This window comes from Funiculus sociatus GB2-C1 (assembly GCF_039962115.1).
GTDB lineage: Bacteria > Cyanobacteriota > Cyanobacteriia > Cyanobacteriales > FACHB-T130 > Funiculus > Funiculus sociatus.
The window spans coordinates 1-16,006 of the sequence record NZ_JAMPKJ010000016.1 but is presented as its reverse complement, the minus strand read 5'-3'; the positions used below and the strand labels follow the sequence as shown (position 1 = coordinate 16,006).

At 43.4% G+C, this 16,006-nt stretch carries 15 protein-coding genes; 7 read left to right on the top strand and 8 right to left on the bottom strand.

The genetic code is table 11. The features are described from left to right. Positions 1 to 55: 55 nt before the first annotated feature. The 4 genes from NDI42_RS10100 to NDI42_RS10085 are packed head-to-tail and all read left to right on the top strand — an operon-like array spanning position 56 to position 4,375. Positions 56 to 337, top strand: a complete 282-nt coding sequence (locus tag NDI42_RS10100) for an acyl carrier protein (protein ID WP_190456966.1) — start codon at positions 56 to 58, stop codon at positions 335 to 337. Between the two features lie 5 nt (positions 338 to 342). Beyond that, positions 343 to 1,947, top strand: a complete 1,605-nt coding sequence (locus NDI42_RS10095) for an alkaline phosphatase family protein (RefSeq protein WP_190456964.1) — start codon at positions 343 to 345, stop codon at positions 1,945 to 1,947. Positions 1,948 to 1,950: 3 nt separating this feature from the next. Continuing rightward, on the top strand, positions 1,951 to 2,907 hold the full coding sequence (locus tag NDI42_RS10090) for an alpha/beta fold hydrolase (protein ID WP_190456961.1): 957 nt from the start codon (positions 1,951 to 1,953) through the stop codon (positions 2,905 to 2,907). Then, on the top strand, positions 2,897 to 4,375 hold the full coding sequence (locus NDI42_RS10085) for a hypothetical protein (RefSeq protein ID WP_199311252.1): 1,479 nt from the start codon (positions 2,897 to 2,899) through the stop codon (positions 4,373 to 4,375). The genes NDI42_RS10090 and NDI42_RS10085 overlap by 11 nt, the downstream gene beginning before the upstream one ends. 184 nt (positions 4,376 to 4,559) lie before the next feature. On the opposite strand, the gene NDI42_RS10080 is transcribed toward NDI42_RS10085, so the two are convergent. From NDI42_RS10080 to NDI42_RS10065, 4 genes are all read right to left on the bottom strand, one after another. Then, positions 4,560 to 5,453, bottom strand: a complete 894-nt coding sequence (locus NDI42_RS10080; protein WP_190456959.1) for a TauD/TfdA family dioxygenase — start codon at positions 5,451 to 5,453, stop codon at positions 4,560 to 4,562. 50 nt (positions 5,454 to 5,503) lie between these two features. Further along, positions 5,504 to 6,721, bottom strand: coding sequence for a hypothetical protein (locus NDI42_RS10075; RefSeq protein WP_190456957.1), 1,218 nt, complete (start codon positions 6,719 to 6,721; stop codon positions 5,504 to 5,506). Positions 6,722 to 6,749: 28 nt separating this feature from the next. Further along, entirely contained in the window at positions 6,750 to 7,652 is a 903-nt protein-coding gene (locus NDI42_RS10070) for a sulfotransferase family protein (protein ID WP_190456955.1), read from the bottom strand. A gap of 235 nt (positions 7,653 to 7,887) precedes the next feature. After that, complete coding sequence (locus tag NDI42_RS10065; RefSeq protein ID WP_190456953.1) at positions 7,888 to 8,628, bottom strand: hypothetical protein; 741 nt, start codon at positions 8,626 to 8,628, stop codon at positions 7,888 to 7,890. Positions 8,629 to 8,716: 88 nt separating this feature from the next. Between NDI42_RS10065 and NDI42_RS10060 the strand changes: the two genes are divergently transcribed. Next, positions 8,717 to 9,724 carry a sulfotransferase family protein gene (locus NDI42_RS10060; RefSeq protein ID WP_199311251.1) on the top strand — a complete coding sequence of 336 codons (1,008 nt, stop codon included), beginning with the start codon at positions 8,717 to 8,719 and terminating at the stop codon, positions 9,722 to 9,724. 11 nt (positions 9,725 to 9,735) lie between these two features. Next, entirely contained in the window at positions 9,736 to 12,303 is a 2,568-nt protein-coding gene (locus tag NDI42_RS10055; protein ID WP_190456951.1) for a right-handed parallel beta-helix repeat-containing protein, read from the top strand. A gap of 59 nt (positions 12,304 to 12,362) precedes the next feature. Here NDI42_RS10055 and NDI42_RS10050 read toward each other — a convergent pair whose 3' ends face one another. From NDI42_RS10050 to NDI42_RS10040, 3 genes are all read right to left on the bottom strand, one after another. Then, the gene (locus NDI42_RS10050; protein ID WP_206755943.1) at positions 12,363 to 13,520 is read right to left on the bottom strand and encodes an alpha/beta hydrolase family protein; all 1,158 of its coding nucleotides are present in this window, start codon (positions 13,518 to 13,520) and stop codon (positions 12,363 to 12,365) included. Between the two features lie 267 nt (positions 13,521 to 13,787). After that, positions 13,788 to 13,958, bottom strand: coding sequence for a hypothetical protein (locus NDI42_RS10045; protein WP_190456947.1), 171 nt, complete (start codon positions 13,956 to 13,958; stop codon positions 13,788 to 13,790). Positions 13,959 to 14,122: 164 nt separating this feature from the next. After that, the gene (locus tag NDI42_RS10040) at positions 14,123 to 14,362 is read right to left on the bottom strand and encodes an MSMEG_0570 family nitrogen starvation response protein (protein WP_190456945.1); all 240 of its coding nucleotides are present in this window, start codon (positions 14,360 to 14,362) and stop codon (positions 14,123 to 14,125) included. 507 nt (positions 14,363 to 14,869) lie between these two features. On the opposite strand from NDI42_RS10040, the gene NDI42_RS10035 reads away from it, so the two are divergent. Beyond that, positions 14,870 to 15,580 carry a cytochrome b/b6 domain-containing protein gene (locus NDI42_RS10035; RefSeq protein WP_190457066.1) on the top strand — a complete coding sequence of 237 codons (711 nt, stop codon included), beginning with the start codon at positions 14,870 to 14,872 and terminating at the stop codon, positions 15,578 to 15,580. Between the two features lie 117 nt (positions 15,581 to 15,697). On the opposite strand, the gene NDI42_RS10030 is transcribed toward NDI42_RS10035, so the two are convergent. Further along, positions 15,698 to 15,832 (bottom strand): hypothetical protein, encoded by a 135-nt coding sequence (locus NDI42_RS10030; protein ID WP_277876856.1) that lies wholly within the window; start codon positions 15,830 to 15,832, stop codon positions 15,698 to 15,700. Positions 15,833 to 16,006 lie beyond the last annotated feature (174 nt).

Here is a 16,006-nt window from a genome sequence, read left to right as displayed (position 1 = left end):
AGGGTAGGGGCGACATTAAAAAAGCAACAATCCGGGTTTTAAAGAGGCAAAAATCATGCAAGTCACCGAAACAAACATTCACTCAACAATCATCAACATTCTGCAAGATATGACCCAAGAATGGGAACTGGAATTAGATGGAATTACTGGTAATACAAAGTTAGTAGAAGACCTGAGTTTTGCTTCTGTTGACATCATTCATTTAGTTGTGACTTTGGAAGAGCATTTTAAGCAAAAGTTAGGGTTCGATCAGTTGCTAATGCGCGGCGGTCGCTATGTAGATGACCTCAGCGTAGGCGAAATAGTAACCTTTGTAACACAAAAATTAAACGGGTAAAAATAATGACTCGCACTCTCTTTATCGGACTCGATGGTGCTACCTTCACAGTTCTGGATAATATCACCTCTGATTTGCCAGAAATTGGCGTAACGATGCCTTTTCTGAAACAGTTTATGGAAACAGGAGTACGGGCAAAATTGCGCTCAACTCCCAATCCTTTGACCCCGCCAGCTTGGGTTTCCATTATGACAGGAAGAACTCCAGGAAGTCATGGGGTTTATGACTTTGTGCGCTACGAAGATAAAGGTCAGGATGTTTATTTCACCTTGTATGATTCACGGGATATTCGTACAGAAACAATCTGGTCAATGGCAAGTCGTCAAAATCGCACCGCTGTAGCTTTAAACTTTCCATTTACAGCACCACCGCGACCGATTTCCGGTTCTCTCGTTCCTGGTTTTGTCCCCTGGAAACATCTGCGTCGCAACACAACACCACCTGAATTGTACGACCGACTCAAAGAAATTCCAGATTTCGATCCCAAAGAGTTGGCGTGGGACTTTGAAAAAGAAAATCAAACTCTAACCTACATGAGTACAGATGACCTGGAAAATTGGGTTAAATATCATATTATTCGGGAGGAACAGTGGTTCCGGGTGGCGGAGAAACTGCTAACCGAAGATAGTCCCGATTTGATGGCAGTTTTGTTTGATGGTACCGACAAACTTCAGCATCAAGTTTGGGAATTCCTCGATCCTGGGATATACCCCACACACAACACGCCTTGGCAGCAACAAATGCGGAAGTCTTGCTTGGAATATTTCCGCCGCTTAGATGGTTATATTCAGCGACTTGTAGAAATTGCGGGGCCAGATGCTCAAGTTTTCATGGCATCGGATCATGGCTTTACAGCAACTACAGAAGTTGTTCGCATCAATGCCTTTTTGCATGAAAAAGGTTATCTGACTTGGAGAAAAGTGGATAACTCTGAGGCGGAAAAGAGACGGGAAGCCAGCAATTTTGCTAACTTAGATTGGGAAGAAACCTTAGCTTACTGTCCAACTCCTTCTAGCAATGGGATTGCAATTCGCGTTGCTAAAAAGCCGGGAGAACCTGGAATAAAACCGGAAGAGTATGAAAGTTTCCGGGAAAAACTAATTCAAGACTTGGAAAATTTCAAAGACGAGAACACAGGAGAACGGATTATCCAAGCCATTTATAAGCGCGAAGATGTATATTCGGGGGATGCTCTTTTAGAAGCACCGGATTTAACTTTAGTTTTGCGTGATTACGGCTTTGTTTCTATTAACAATGTCTTACCTCCCGTGGAACCCCGGAAATCACCCCAAGGAACTCATCATCCTGATGGCATTTTCCTGGCGGGAGGGAAAGGTATCAAAAGTGGGTTTGAAGCTGAGCGACATAATGTTGCAGATGTTCCTGCCACTTTGTTGTATAGTTTAGGCTTAGAGATTCCCTCGAATCTGGAGGGATTGGTTGCCAAGAGCTTCTTTACTGATGAGTGTTTGGAGTCAAAACCAGTAGTTACAGGTGCTACAACGGCAAGCGATCGCGCTCCAGAAGTCGATAATCAGTCTGGGAATATTACCGAGGATGAAAAAGATAAAATCCTCGCTCAACTACAAATGCTTGGCTACCTGGAGTAGAAATTGCCTGTCGCTCACCTAAAAGCAGTCGATTTAAACTATCTTCAACTCCCTCAAAAGTTGTCCCTCGATTCTCCTTTAAACCCCCTTTATCAAGGGGAGCAGGGAATAGAGGGGGAGCAAGATAGTCAAAACGACATCCCAAGCAACCTAGTTATGGTGCATGGGTTGGCGACAAATTTGGCTTTTTGGTATCATCTGGCACTAGAGCTGAGTGTTACCCATCCGGTAACACTCTTCGATCTGCGCGGACACGGACGAAGTTCCATGCCTGAAAATGGCTATACTCCCCCACAAATGGCTGAGGATTTAAGGGAATTATTAGATTATTTGGGAATAGAAACCGCTCATTTAATGGCGCACAGCTTTGGCGGTTCTGTCATCTTAGATTTTGCTTGTGCCTATCCAGAGCGTGTAGAAAGTTTAATTCTGGTAGATGTACGCTTGAGAGTGTTGCAGCCGAGGCAGAGGTTGCGCGACTGGCCCCGTTGGAAAAGGACACAACGAATTTTAAACCGGATTGGTGTTGAACTGGATGAAGACGATCCAGAATCTGGGTATCAAATACTCGAAGCGATCGCGCGATTGCAGATGAGATTACCAAAAGGGAAACATCGCCTCCGCAGATTATTATCAAAATTGGTGCCAGAAAATAGTCAACGCACTGCATCACGCTGGCTAAAGTTATTGGAAACAACTTCGGCACGGCGCGATTTAAAAAATATCGAAGGTATTAGTTTAGAGCAATTGCAGCAAATAAACAAACCTACATTAGCGATTTATGGTGAATCTTCGCCCACACTTCCAACTGCTAATGCTTTAAAAGAAGTATGGACTCACGCACATTTCGAGTTTGTTCCTCTTGCTGGACATTTTTTTCCAGTATCTCAACCGCAAGCATTAATAGCATCAGTAAAAAGCTTTTTAAAGCAACTTAATTATTTAGACAATGCCTGTTAGTACCGAAATGAGAATTTTTAATCCAGAACCAAAACCAGGGCTGAAAGAATCCAACTTTCGCAAGATTTGTCAGAACGGTTTTGGAGACTTAAATAATTGCTACGCTCATGCGATTGCGTGGTTTAAAGACCATCTCTATGTTGGGACTTCCCGCGCCAATCTCTGTCTCATCAAAGCCGGAATGCCTCATGTAAAAATTGGCGTTTGGCCTGTTGAGTGTCCCTATCCAGTTTATTCCCCAGAGTTTGAGCAAAATCAGGCACGAGGGGAAATCTGGCGCTATAGTCCAGTTTTAGAACAGTGGGAGCGCGTTCATCAAGCTCCGATGGTTATCGGCAGTGAGGGAGATGAAATTAGCCGCGAACTTGGCTATCGGGCGATGGTGGTGTTCCAGGGAGAATCGGACACTGAGCCTGTACTTTATCTGGCGAATTGGTCGCGATCGCGCGGGGAAGGGGCTTTAATTTTACGCAGTGAAGATGGCAAAAACTTTCTCCCCGTATCCCAGCCTGGTTTAATAGGTTTAAAATTTACAAGTACACGCTTGCTCGTACCTTTTAAAGGCAAATTATTTACAGCGCCAACAGGTTCTGCTGGAGGTAAACATAATATTTCTGGTGTCCCATTTATTTGTGAAAGCCGCGATCCTGCTAAAGGTCAATGGCAAATAGTAAATGAACCCGGATTTGGAGATCCAAGTAATCAAGCTATTTTCGAGTTAGTCGGATTTGGCGATTATCTATATGCTGGAACCGCCAACAACAATGGTTTTCAAATATGGCGTACTTTGGCAGAAGGGGAACCACCCTATGAATGGACAAAGGTAATCTCAGATGGTGCTGGTCGTGGTAGTTTAAATCAAATCACGGTCAGCATGGTAGTTTTTAATGATGCTTTATATGTAGGCACTGGTATTCAAGGCGGCGGCTACGATCAGCAGAATAAAATAGGGCCAGCCGCCGCTGAAATTATCAGGCTGCATCACGATGGCTCCTGGGAACTAATTGTAGGAAATCCCCGTGAAGGAAAACAGCATCTAAGCGGCTTTTATCCGGGATTTAATAATTATTTCGGCGGCTACATCTGGAAGATGAGTATCCATGATGGCTGGCTTTATGCAGGCACTATGGATTGGACTATCTTCCTCCGCTACACCAATTTTGAGGGTAAAACTCAGAGGCTATTTAGTTTCCTAAAGCGGGTAGGAGTAGAAAATATTATTGAGCATCAAGGCGGCTTTGACCTGTGGCGAACCTACGATGGAGAAAATTGGCTACCAGTCACCCGCCAAGGATTCCAAAATCCATATAACTATGGAGTTCGCAACATCGTTTCTACGCCTCATGGCGTTTTTATCGGCACAGCTAATCCCTTCGGCCCAAAAGTAGCTACGAAGGTAAGCGATGAGTGGGAATGGACTTACACAGATAACCCAAATAGTGGTCTTGAGGTGTGGCAAGGAAAATAAGATTAGACATATCAAATCTGGTTAATTACCCACAATTACGAGGAAACCGAGATTCCACCCCCAACTCTTAGGAAGCAAGTCAACCAGAGAGCCGGAGGCGCAGGCGAAGACCGGGGCGGGATTCTTTTATTATGGGCAATCAACCGATTTTGATATTATTAGTCATGAATTATTAGTTCTATGCTTAATTAGCTAAATGGCCCATCCTGACATAAATCTCTCTTTGATTATCAGAAAACGACTTTCTGCCATGAAGTAATCTTGTGTTATCTATCATCAAGATATCTCCCTTTTGCCATGCAATCGGGAGAGTCAATTTATCAGTAACGTCCTTGAGTTCAAAAATTACGTCATCAGGAATTTTTAAACCGTCTTCAAACCTAACAATACTCGATTGCAAACCCTGGACGTATTCCTGGGCAATTACTGGCAAGATGTTATTGATGAAAGCTTTATGTGTCCCGCTTTCAGTAATCGCATAAGTAACAAATTCAGTAGTAATTGAGTGGTCTTTTTCATCTACCTTTAGGGATGTATCGTTTTCTTGGCAGATTCTTTTAACTATATTCAAATCATCAGTTTTATATATTTCTTGCCACATGAATTTCGGATAGCTGCGAATATATTTCAACCGTTTTGTGTGAAATAATTCTTTTGTGGAATCACTCAATTTCTGATAAACCTGGATTCCATCACATACTGTTGTTTCACCACCAGTCAAGGGGGGAGTAGCACAATAAAACCACAGCAGACTTGGTTTATTTTTGGTATAGTACATTTCCCCATGCAGCGGCACTGCATATCTCAGATTTGCCCCGGTTACTGATAAAACAGTTTTGTCGCCGTTAATTGCCTCTCTTTGGTTATAAGCGCCACCGATATAGGGCATGAATTCTGTGCTGAGTGAGGCGGTGAATTTTTTAAATTGTTCAGTGTCTGTATCGAATCCTCTGATCAGTAAAAATCCAGAAGATTTGAATAATTTAATAATTTGCTCTTTATCTAAATTACATACATTAGTCTCGCTTTCATGGTAGACCATCGAGCCAAAGCTTTCAGAAATAGCCACTGTTTTCATATCCATAACCTCTTATGGTTTATCAGTACAGCCAACAACAGGCTTTGTATTTACTTTCCTAACCAAACTTCCAAATCGTGGGTTTTAGGCTTCGATGGATTGTCGGTATTCTGGAGATTTGTTTTACCTAAAACAGTAACTAATCCCAACGGAGTAGTTACTACAGTATAGATTTCTATATCACGGCGATCGCTTAATGGTTCTAGACGGATTGGTTCCCATATTTCACCATCTTCTGTAGCCCAAAGCTGAAAACCACCTTTTCCTTGAGTTCCCACATACAAACACTCATTATGAACAGTCATAAACTGGAGCGTACAATTGTGAGAATCATCGAATCCCGCACCCATAACTGATAAGGGAACTTTCAAACCATCGGGAGTAAACTTAGGTGCGCCAACAATCAAATCCCAGCTATCATCGGGATAAATACGAATGATTTCCGGCGCACTAATGGGAATATCATTACCTCTGTCGTAACCATCCGCAGGCATTCCGGTGGCAAAATACAAATTGCCTTGGAAAACAACCATAGAAGATACAAAGGAGTTAAAGGTATACCCACGCGCACCATCAGAAATAATTTTTTTCCAAGTATAGGGTGTTTGCTCGGTATCCTGAATTTTCCAGATTTGGCAACCTGTTTCGGGATTTACAGTTCCGGCGTACAGGCAATTGTTGAACGCCACTATTTGAGAAATAGCTTGATTGTCTAAACTATCGAACCCTGGAAGATTGACTGCTTGCCATTTGCCTGTTGCAGAGTCATCACAGGCGCAGATGACGTTTTTTGCCTTATCGTCTGCGGGAATGGCGTACAGCCGATTCTGGAATGGCAGGAGGCAACGAAATGACAGGAGATGCTTGTCTAGCTGGGGTTCTGGGAGGGTATGAAAAGTCTTGCCATCCTCTGAACGTAGAAGTTGCGAACCAGAGGGAGAAAGGAAGCTAACGATTAGCGAAGGTGTTTCTTCTAAGAATGCGATCGCCAACGGTATGCCCGAAGGGCTATTACCACTCCCAACACCTTTATAATTATTTTCTCCTTCTAATGCTGCTGCATATACTTCTTCCCAACTATCATTTTCTGAGTCGTAGCGCAATATTTTTCCATTGTATGATTTTTTACCAGTCTCGCATATTGCCGCTAAGTACAGGCGATCTTGGAACGTAGCCATCGAAGAGGTAGCTATGCTCCCTAGTCCGTTTATATTAACTGGACTAATATCTTTCAATCCTTGGGCGGTCATTAAAGACAGCTTAGACATTTCTATTCCTTTCTGGGTTAATAACACGCTACCGATAGCCTAGTTGCTTGGCAAACTTGACAACTTTTTCAACAAATTCTTCATCCAAATTTTCTTTCAATTCACCCTTCTCCAATTCATCTTTAAGAGATGGTTCCCGGACTTTACCTTGACGCAGGCGAGGACTACGCATGAACTTTGTATCATTACCTCCACGCGCTGGAAATGGGCCAATACAAGCATAGGGTGAATCTTCTGGATGCTTCATCGCTTCAATAGCTTCCACGTCAGTCCGTATGCCAAGCCATTCAGATATTTGTGGTAAGTACAAATCAGGGTCAGATAATACATCCTCGCCCTTTATCCGCATACACTGTCCCAGAGGGAGTGTATTAGTCAAATTCATAATATTGTTATGCATATTAAACCAATCTTTGAGCGGATCTATTGGCAACCCTGTAGTAGGATCTCTTTTCACTCTTCGTTTTTTATCAAAAAATTCGAGCATTGATGCTCTTGTGGGAATCGGATGGCGAGTTAGGTGCAGATAATTAGCTTTTGGGAAAAAAGCATAGATACGCTCAAGAAATTGAGGTTTCATTGCTGTGATTGGACTTTTTTCCACAGCAATTTTAGGACTGACTTTATCGAGCAGATAGTCGAATAGTTTTTTAGTAGACCAATTTCGTCGTTCATCCAACCATGCTCGTGCTTTAAAAACATTCTGTGTCGTTTGGACTCCATAGTTTAGTTGTGCTAAGGTTCGGAGTAATCCGGGCGGACTTTCCAGGCTTCTTCTATATTCGTGATGACGGATGACCTCGTCCACTGTATCACCCACAGTAAGATGAAGTTCTGGAAAACCATACAGTTCTGGATGCTGACCGATGATAGTGGACACAACTGACGAGAAAGAACGTGGAGGAGAGAGGATAATCAGGGGTTCAGTCATTGCTTGCCGCTTGTAGATTGAGATTTATTACAGCTTGGTTTAAACCTATTCTGATGAACAAAAGTGGTGCAGTAGTTACAGTATTTTTGTACTATCGCCTACAGAAGGTATTCGCACAGAAAGTAGGAGATTCACAGGATAAACTAACAGCTAGATTGGTCTGAAGTAGATGTTGCTTATTGGTAAGCGCAGATATAGAATTTGACACGTACCTCCAGTATGCGATCGCAAAAATTCAATCCTGCTTGGAATCTTCCTGACTTTGTGTACTTGCTTGTAGCCTGCCAATCATATGCTCCTGAAGTTTATCTAATTCTTCTCGCATTTCTTCAAGTATGGCTCGCATCCAATCATAGCGATACTTGATATCTTTTCGGCGCTGTTCTATTTCTTCCAGGGGCAGCAAGTTTAGATCGGTTTCTGCACTACCTAACAGCTGCCGCATAGTGCCAACAAAATCATCTGACGAAATGTTTTCTGATTCTATATTGCGCCTGCGTCCTTTCAGGACAGCCTGTAATAGCAGATCGTTTTGTTCTGGTTCCGGTTGGGGCTGCTGTCTACCCGCCCGTTTGGCTCGCCTAGCTTGCCGTAAACGTAGAAAATTCTCTATCAGTTTCTCTTCTTGCCCAAGTTTTGATGTTTGTGAAGCGTTTTGTTCTAGCTGTATTTTTGCCTGTTTTTTGTCCGCCCGTCTGGCTCGTCTAGCTTGTCGTAAAAGCCGAAGATTCTCTATTTCCTCTATTTGTTTATCGTCTTGCGCCAGTTCCGATTTTTGTAGACTGACATCGGCCCCTTCAACTACATCTGCTTGCAGTTCTTGTGAACTCTGGAAGGGTTGCATGACCGAAGCGTCTGGCTCAAGGTTCATTTCTGTCTGCCCTAAGTCAGTGCGTCTTGCTTCTCCACGACGAGTTCGTAGACGTTGTAAAACTTCTTGGCGCTTTTCGTCTGATGTGTTGCGATTTTGATTCATAAAATGAAATATTGTACATATCTGAGCTAGCCGGTTCGCTTCTCAAACATGAGTTTAACCCAGCCTTCAAACTCTAACCCGATTGCCGATGAATTTGGCTCCGCAATTGCTCCTAGAGGATAAATATTTTATCTTACCAGCAGACTTCACCCTAATAGTTTTCGCCCTCACAGCAGAGGTCATCATTATGCCAGTCCCCCAGCCTGTATTTATTCTTGCATCTCCACGTTCCTTCACCTCTCTGAGCTGTGCCATGATAGGACAGCATCCCGAAGCCTATGGGGTGCCGGAACTAAATTTGTTTGTTACTGAAACTCTAGAACAGTTTGTACACCGCATGAGTGGTTTTCGTCGATTTCAGCTGCATGGCTTATTGCGAACTGTCGCTCAACTCTACGCTGGCGAACAAACACTCAATTCGATAGACATGGCTCATCGCTGGATAAGAAGACGTCGCGATTGTAATGTAGGAGAAGTTTACATTGAACTGTGTAGCAAAGTTTCGCCACTACGAATTATCGATAAAAGCCCTGTGTACGCCGCAAAACTGGAAACTCTAAATCGCATCCGCAAAACTTTTCCAGATGCTTACTACCTTCACCTTACGCGCCATCCTAGAACCCAAGGCCAGTCGCTGATGGATGTTCGTGCTGGTAAACTTATGGCTGTCCTATCTAATTCTGTTGATTATGCAACTAATCCACCCACCGTCGATCCTCAAATCGCTTGGTACAAGATGCAATGCACCATCTTAGATTTTTTGAATGAAATTCCCAACCATCGGAAAATGCACTTACATGGAGAAAGCATTTTAAACGAACCTCGATTATATTTGGAAAAAATATGTCGGTGGTTAGAATTTTCCTGGGATGAATCGATCTTTGAAGCTATGTTACGCCCTCAGGATTCTCCCTATGCTTCTTTAGGCCCCTATGGAGCGCACTTGGGCAACGATCCTAACTTTTTGAAGTCTCCAGCTTTTCGCGCTCAAACTATAGCACCCAGTCAACTCGAAGGTTCGTTAGCGTGGCGCAAAGACCGCAAAGGATTTATGCCTGAAGTTGTGGAGTTAGCTCAAGAAATGGGTTACGAGTAGTTAACATCCCTATGAGTAAACTATCACCATTAGTGTACATAAGTTGGCTATTGCTAGTAACACTCACTCTAGCAACAAGTAAGACAGTTAACGCTCAAACTGAGCCGTCAACAGAAACCGCAAAAGATAATCCCCCCTTTTTTACTCCGCGACTGGGAATTAACTACACCACATCAGGTGCAGGCTTCGATGACTTTGCCAGCTTTGAGGGTTTTATTCCCCTGTTGCAAAATCCGGGAAATAGCCTCACCTTTTTAGAAGGACAGCTACTCTGGTCAATAAATGATTCCACACTCGGCGGGAACCTATTGCTGGGACATCGGTTTTACAGTTCTTCTGACGACAGAATCATCGGCGGCTACATCGCCTACGACAACCGCAACACAGGATTAGCTAATTTCAACCAACTAGGTGCGGGGTTTGAAAGTTTAGGTCAAAACTGGGATGTTCGCGCCAACGTCTACATCCCAGTGGGAGATACCCGCCAACAGGTAAAAGAAGACATTTTCGACACAGGAGTGGTACTACAAGACACCTTCTTCGCCGGAAATTATTTAAACTTCCATTCCCTGCGATCGCGTCAAATACTGCGCCAATATCAAGTCGCAATGGCAGGATTCGATATCGAGGCGGGTGCCAAAATTGCCCAGTTGGGGGCAACCGGTGACATCCGGGGCTATGCTGGGCTGTACTATTACGATGCACCCGGTAGCGCCGAAATTCTCGGTTGGCGTACTCGCTTAGCTGTTCGTCCGAGTGATACTTTAAGCTTGGGTTTGTCAGTTCAAAATGACGCCACTTTTGGTACCAATCTAGTTTTGAGCCTAGCAGCTTCTTTCCCCGCACGTCGCCTGAAAGATAGCAGTTCCCATCAGGTACTGGCACGGATGAACCAGTCGGTAGCACGTCAAGCCAATATTTTGGTTGATCGACAATCGGAATCTGAGTGGTTAACCGAAAGCTTTACAGTCCAAGCCACAAATCCCAAAACGAACAATCCGTATTTTTTCGAGCATGTCAACTTGGGTGCTGGTGGGGGAGATGGCACGTTTGAGCGTCCTTATGGCACACTGCAAGATGCTTTGAATGTGGCTGGGGCTGAGAATATTGTTTATGTGCAACCGGGTACCAATTCGGGAATTGGCTCATTTACTGTTCCAGATGGTGTCCAGTTGCTGTCAACAGGGCCAGTGCAGCAACTCGATACCATTCAGCAAGCAAGCGTCCTGCTTCCTCTTTCCGGTGCTTCTGTGCTGCCGCAAGTCAGGGGAACAGTGACGCTGGGTGATAACACCACTATCTCCGGATTCTATGTAGATTCTCCTGGCACTCAAGCTATTAGTGGCAGGAACCTTAGTAATGTGACGATTCGCGACAATCTGGTCACGAATGCGCTGGGTGAAGGCATTTTTCTGGAAAATGCTATCGGCAGAGTTAGAATCATTAATAATACAGTCAAAGGGACAACAAACGGTACTACTGTTCCTATTAGATTTACTGGCAACGTTGAAAGCGGCATCTTTATCCGCAACAATATTGGTCCAGTTGACCTGACAATTTCAGGCAACACAGTGGAAGATAATCCGTCGCCATCCGCCATTGATGGAATCGAAGTCAGCATTTGTCTAAATTTTGAGCCGTGTTCCAGCCCAGTTCAGGGAACAGTTCAGATTTTGAACAACACTATTCGCAACCTGGGCAACTTTAGTGATAGTAGTGGTGGCGTTAGTACTTCTAGTAGTGGTGTTCGTACTGATGGGATTGACATTAACATTGGGAACAATGCTCAAATAGTGCCTCTCACCATCAGCGGCAACACCCTTGATAACATCTCGGATAGTGGCATTACCTTGGCCTTTAATGGTGATAGCCAAGCAATAGCTACTGTTTCCAATAATGTACTTCGTAAAGTTGCAGATCATGGTGTGAGTATCGTTATACAGGGAGCAACGCTAGGTCTCGGCACTATTCCTAGTGTGGACAGTTCTATTCAGGGGACTCCGAAGGTACAAATCACGGTTTCAGCAAACACGATCGATACCACTGGGACTGAAGGTATTAGGTTCAAAACTCATGAAAATTCAGTTTCGACGACAACCATCACCAACAACACAATTTCCAACACCGCAATCGGCATCAACGCTGAATTCAAAGACAGGACGCTTTCGACGACAACCATCACCAACAACACGATTTCTAACAGTGTCGATAAAGGTATTAATATAGAAACGAAAGACAGTAGCCAGCTGCGAGCTCTAATTGAGTCGAATATGGTTATTAATGTCGGTTCAGATGGAATTCGCATTCTGGATAGAAATAAAGATGCGAGTAATTCTCAAGTATTTGCTGGTGTCCGGCTCAACGCTTTGACGAGCAACGATTTTAAGGCAATAGTGAGCAATAACGCCAAGCTCTGCTTGCAACTTCTTAGTAACACAAGCAACTCAGACTTTAAACTGACGCAGACCGATTATTCGACGTTTCAGGTCGAGAACGCTTTGCTAGGAACAAATACTGGAACTATGAATCCGAAAGGCACCTTCACTAATGTGCCACAAGGCGCTTGTGGCTTCCCGTGACAATCCTGTGGCTCAAAGCCTTAGGATTGTCAACTTAGTACCATTCTCCTAAGAGTCAATCACTTCTTAAAAAGTGTGACTTGACTATCACTGCTACTTGGTACTCTACCCCCACCAGGAAAAACATCTCTATTGCTAGGAGGGAAAGGATCTCTACTACTTGGAGACTGATCTATATTGCTACTTGGCAACACATCAGACTGGAGAAACTGTTTAGCAGTATTGTCCTGTTTGAGGTAAGCATCCCAGAAAGCAATACTCGTACTCTGGAGATAAGTGTGAATATTTTCAATAGTCTCTTGATCTTGAAAGCGCCCACGTCTACCACCCGGCTTATAGTCGTTATAGGATGAGTGGGAGGCACCATCGAACAAGAGGTAATACTTATTACCTGGAGGCATATTATAAAAAGGCTCCATTCTCCAATCGTCGCCTCTTTCATTACGACCACTAACTAACATCACAGGAACGTTTATTTTATCCCAAGAACGCTCATCTAACCCGCCTCTACCAGTTCCCGACGGAGATATTGCTAAAAACGCACGGACACGATTATCTCGGAAACTAACATCCTGTTTCTGAGCCGTGTCTACCAATGCTCCTGCAAGCAACATACTTGTATAGGCGCCAAATGAGTGGCCAGCGACACCAATGCGAGCGCGATCTATTTTCCCTCGCAACTGGGGAATTTTCCCTTCTAATGCTTGCAGAGAGTCTATGACAAACGATACGTCTTGAGGGCGATACTCTAAAGGTTGGGCATTATCTTCGGTTTCCCGCAAAAAAGATGAATCACTGTGAGACGGATGGATGGAGATGTATCCCTGACTAGCCCAGAATTCGCCTAAGTATGAGAAGCCCTCCTTGGAGCCACCTCCCCCATGAGAAAAGATAATTACAGGGAATGGTCCTTGCCCTTGAGGATAGTAAACCTTAACAGGAAGTTGTCGCTTGCGCCGACTGTCGAAGAGAGAGAGGTCGTCTGCGACTCCAACGGTATAGGAACCAAGATTAGGTTTGTACAGAGACTGAGTAGGTATACTCTGATTGCTTGGAGTTAACGTTGGCTGATCAAAAACAGGTCGCTGACGAGGGAAAGGTCGCGAACAAGCAGGTAGGGCAAAGCCTATAGGTAAAACTATCATCGCAGCTATAACTAAAGTGGAAGTTTTACGCAGTAGCAAGAAGCCGACGATTTTCCTAGTTACTCTGTCCATCACAAAAGCGAATCTCCTGTAATTATGGTAATAAGTTTTGCCAATTACAAAAACCAAGCTAAGAGGGAACTAAAAACTCTTAAAGTTGGTGAAGCCGAGTAGTAATAAGAGGCACTGTAATGCCTGCGGGATAACACTGAGTTAGATAGATGATGCTTGGCATACATCTTTACATCAAGACTTATGCCATTATAAGTATGTTCCAACGGAAGCGGTATCGTTTTTTTGTGGGTTAAAAACCAATACGGTTCACTTAAAGCTAAAAATCTAAACTCTATGTAGCTTGGCTCTTTGGATGCGAAACCCAACAAAACTCCAGATTTCATCCAACACCGCTTCGTTTGAGTGAATCTTAGCTGTAACTTCCACTTTACGGATTTCAACCGGCCCTGATTCTGGCTTCAGATATTTCAGGACTGCCAAATTTACGTTTGGCACCTTTTTCGGGAAATATAGAACGTCTCTAGAAATGAAATTTTACGATGTCTTTAGGACTGCTATACATGGTTTGAATATCACAATTGTGAGGGGAGAGAATTTAGTTGCAGTTGTATCTATTCAATAAACTGAATGAACCGCACTTTTGGTTGAGATAGATAGCTTTAGTGAGCAAATTTAACTTCAATGTCTTGCAGATGTCTCCAAGCTAAACCACAAGGTATGCCATACTTTTCCTGGACGCGATCGCTTGCAATTTTCAGGGCTGAACGCGATCGCTCAACAAAGTCATCCAGCTCAGACTCATTATTAGGTGTAAAATAGTCTTTGACGACTAAAGAAAGGGAATAGCAGGTTTCCTGAGAACTATCAGGACATTGAATTTGAAAGTAGATTTCGGGCATAGGATGTTAGAAGTTGCTGATAGTGGTGCAGGTGCATTTTTGCAGATTTTTTCCAAGCAAGACTCTTTCCATCAAGCAGTAGTTTATAGACATGGCTTAGCTACCTCCTATAACAACAACGAAATAAGGCGTTTCATTGGCTCATTTATCGCTTAATTGCTCGAATGTATTGCCAAATTAGGTGTTAGATAAGGAGGCGTTTTCTATCTCAGAAGACGGAAGGTTTAAGTCTAAGGATAGGACTAGCGGCGGCGATCGCGCTGTCGGAAACTCTGCCAAGCAGCCATCAAATCCCTATCTAAATCGATAGGTTATGAATTTTTTAATAGGGCGATATTCTATTTTAGGGCAAGTTGAGGTAGGAAACCACCTCCAACTCTTTGAGAAGACTTGAAGAGGTTGTGAGTGAAGGGTTTAGAGGTTAAGGTATTGTCAGTAGGGCGATCGCAGGGTGAGACAATTGAATTAAGTCAAAGACGTAGGGAAGATTTCGATAACTTTCTGAATATGCCTGCAAAACTCTCTGGGCCATACCAACCTTTTCTTCTTCGTATTCTGCATGGCTTTACTGGCCTTTTCGTAATTGCCGCGATTTTGACCGCATATTGGACATACGATGTCTACGATGGACGATGGGGAAGAATTCCCTTGCCTGAGTTAAAGGAAATAGAAGGAATTCATGGCACCTTTGGGCTATATGCCTTACTTGTATTTCCTCTATTTGCTCTATACGCTTTCCATCGTGGACACAAAAGGCTTATCCAGCAGGATTTTGTGGCAAAACTTGGGCAATTAGGTACACCTATATGGTGGTATACGCTGCATCGAGTAATTAACACGCTTGCTATATTAGCACTGACTTTTGCAGTTTTCTCCGGGAAGATGATGGATGAAAAGTGGCTACCTAAGGGAGAGCTTAATCATAGTTGGTATTATGCTCACCTCATTTCATGGGTGGTGATGGTTGTCTGCATCGCCTTGCATCTGTTAATGAGTGCCAAGGTAGGAGGAATTCCCCTTCTCGTGTCAATATTAAGCTACCAGTTCCGCCCTAAAGATAGTCCCGCTTTGTGGCGCGAAAATATTTTTCAATGGTGGAATGGTTTGCAACCTACTTTAGCTAAAGAGTGGTTGAAGCTGTCCTTTCCTCTGAAAGTTTTGGAGATTATTGTGTTGATGAGCATAACGGGTGCTTGGATTGTTTCACTTTTTAAGTAGTCTGGTTAGCCTGCTGAATCCAGCCGTTTATGAGCGCTTGATGGAGTTCCTGATAACAAGTTTGAGCTTTTAAATTTGCACCTCTGCTCCGATAGAGAAAGGTGTTTAAATCTATGGTTACGAGTTGAAGACTGCCAAATCTGCTTTTCTTCCTGGTACTGCCAAGCTGTATCTAACGCGATAAATTGTACAAAGCGTCTGTACAGCCTCTAAAAATTCTGGCTCTATACCATAGTGGCTAAAAGTTGCCATAAGTCCAATTGCTCTATCTTTAATCGCTAGGGGATACCCAGCAAATCCAGAAATATTATTAGGCTCTACCGAACATGGTATGTAAAAAAAACTGAAACTAGCTGGCGAAATGCCAAGTTAGAAAACTTCTTAATTTAAAATTGTTGAAGTTTCTAAATCCATAACCTCTTCGTT

Coding starts and splice junctions, on each gene's coding strand:
- NDI42_RS10100 (WP_190456966.1), top strand. CDS start 56: ATGCAAGTCACCGAAACAAACATTCACTCAACAATCATCAACATTCTG.
- NDI42_RS10095 (WP_190456964.1), top strand. CDS start 343: ATGACTCGCACTCTCTTTATCGGACTCGATGGTGCTACCTTCACAGTT.
- NDI42_RS10085 (WP_199311252.1), top strand. CDS start 2,897: ATGCCTGTTAGTACCGAAATGAGAATTTTTAATCCAGAACCAAAACCA.
- NDI42_RS10080 (WP_190456959.1), bottom strand. CDS start 5,453: ATGAAAACAGTGGCTATTTCTGAAAGCTTTGGCTCGATGGTCTACCAT.
- NDI42_RS10075 (WP_190456957.1), bottom strand. CDS start 6,721: ATGTCTAAGCTGTCTTTAATGACCGCCCAAGGATTGAAAGATATTAGT.
- NDI42_RS10070 (WP_190456955.1), bottom strand. CDS start 7,652: ATGACTGAACCCCTGATTATCCTCTCTCCTCCACGTTCTTTCTCGTCA.
- NDI42_RS10065 (WP_190456953.1), bottom strand. CDS start 8,628: ATGAATCAAAATCGCAACACATCAGACGAAAAGCGCCAAGAAGTTTTA.
- NDI42_RS10060 (WP_199311251.1), top strand. CDS start 8,717: ATGAATTTGGCTCCGCAATTGCTCCTAGAGGATAAATATTTTATCTTA.
- NDI42_RS10055 (WP_190456951.1), top strand. CDS start 9,736: ATGAGTAAACTATCACCATTAGTGTACATAAGTTGGCTATTGCTAGTA.
- NDI42_RS10050 (WP_206755943.1), bottom strand. CDS start 13,520: ATGGACAGAGTAACTAGGAAAATCGTCGGCTTCTTGCTACTGCGTAAA.
- NDI42_RS10040 (WP_190456945.1), bottom strand. CDS start 14,362: ATGCCCGAAATCTACTTTCAAATTCAATGTCCTGATAGTTCTCAGGAA.
- NDI42_RS10035 (WP_190457066.1), top strand. CDS start 14,870: ATGCCTGCAAAACTCTCTGGGCCATACCAACCTTTTCTTCTTCGTATT.
- NDI42_RS10030 (WP_277876856.1), bottom strand. CDS start 15,832: ATGGCAACTTTTAGCCACTATGGTATAGAGCCAGAATTTTTAGAGGCT.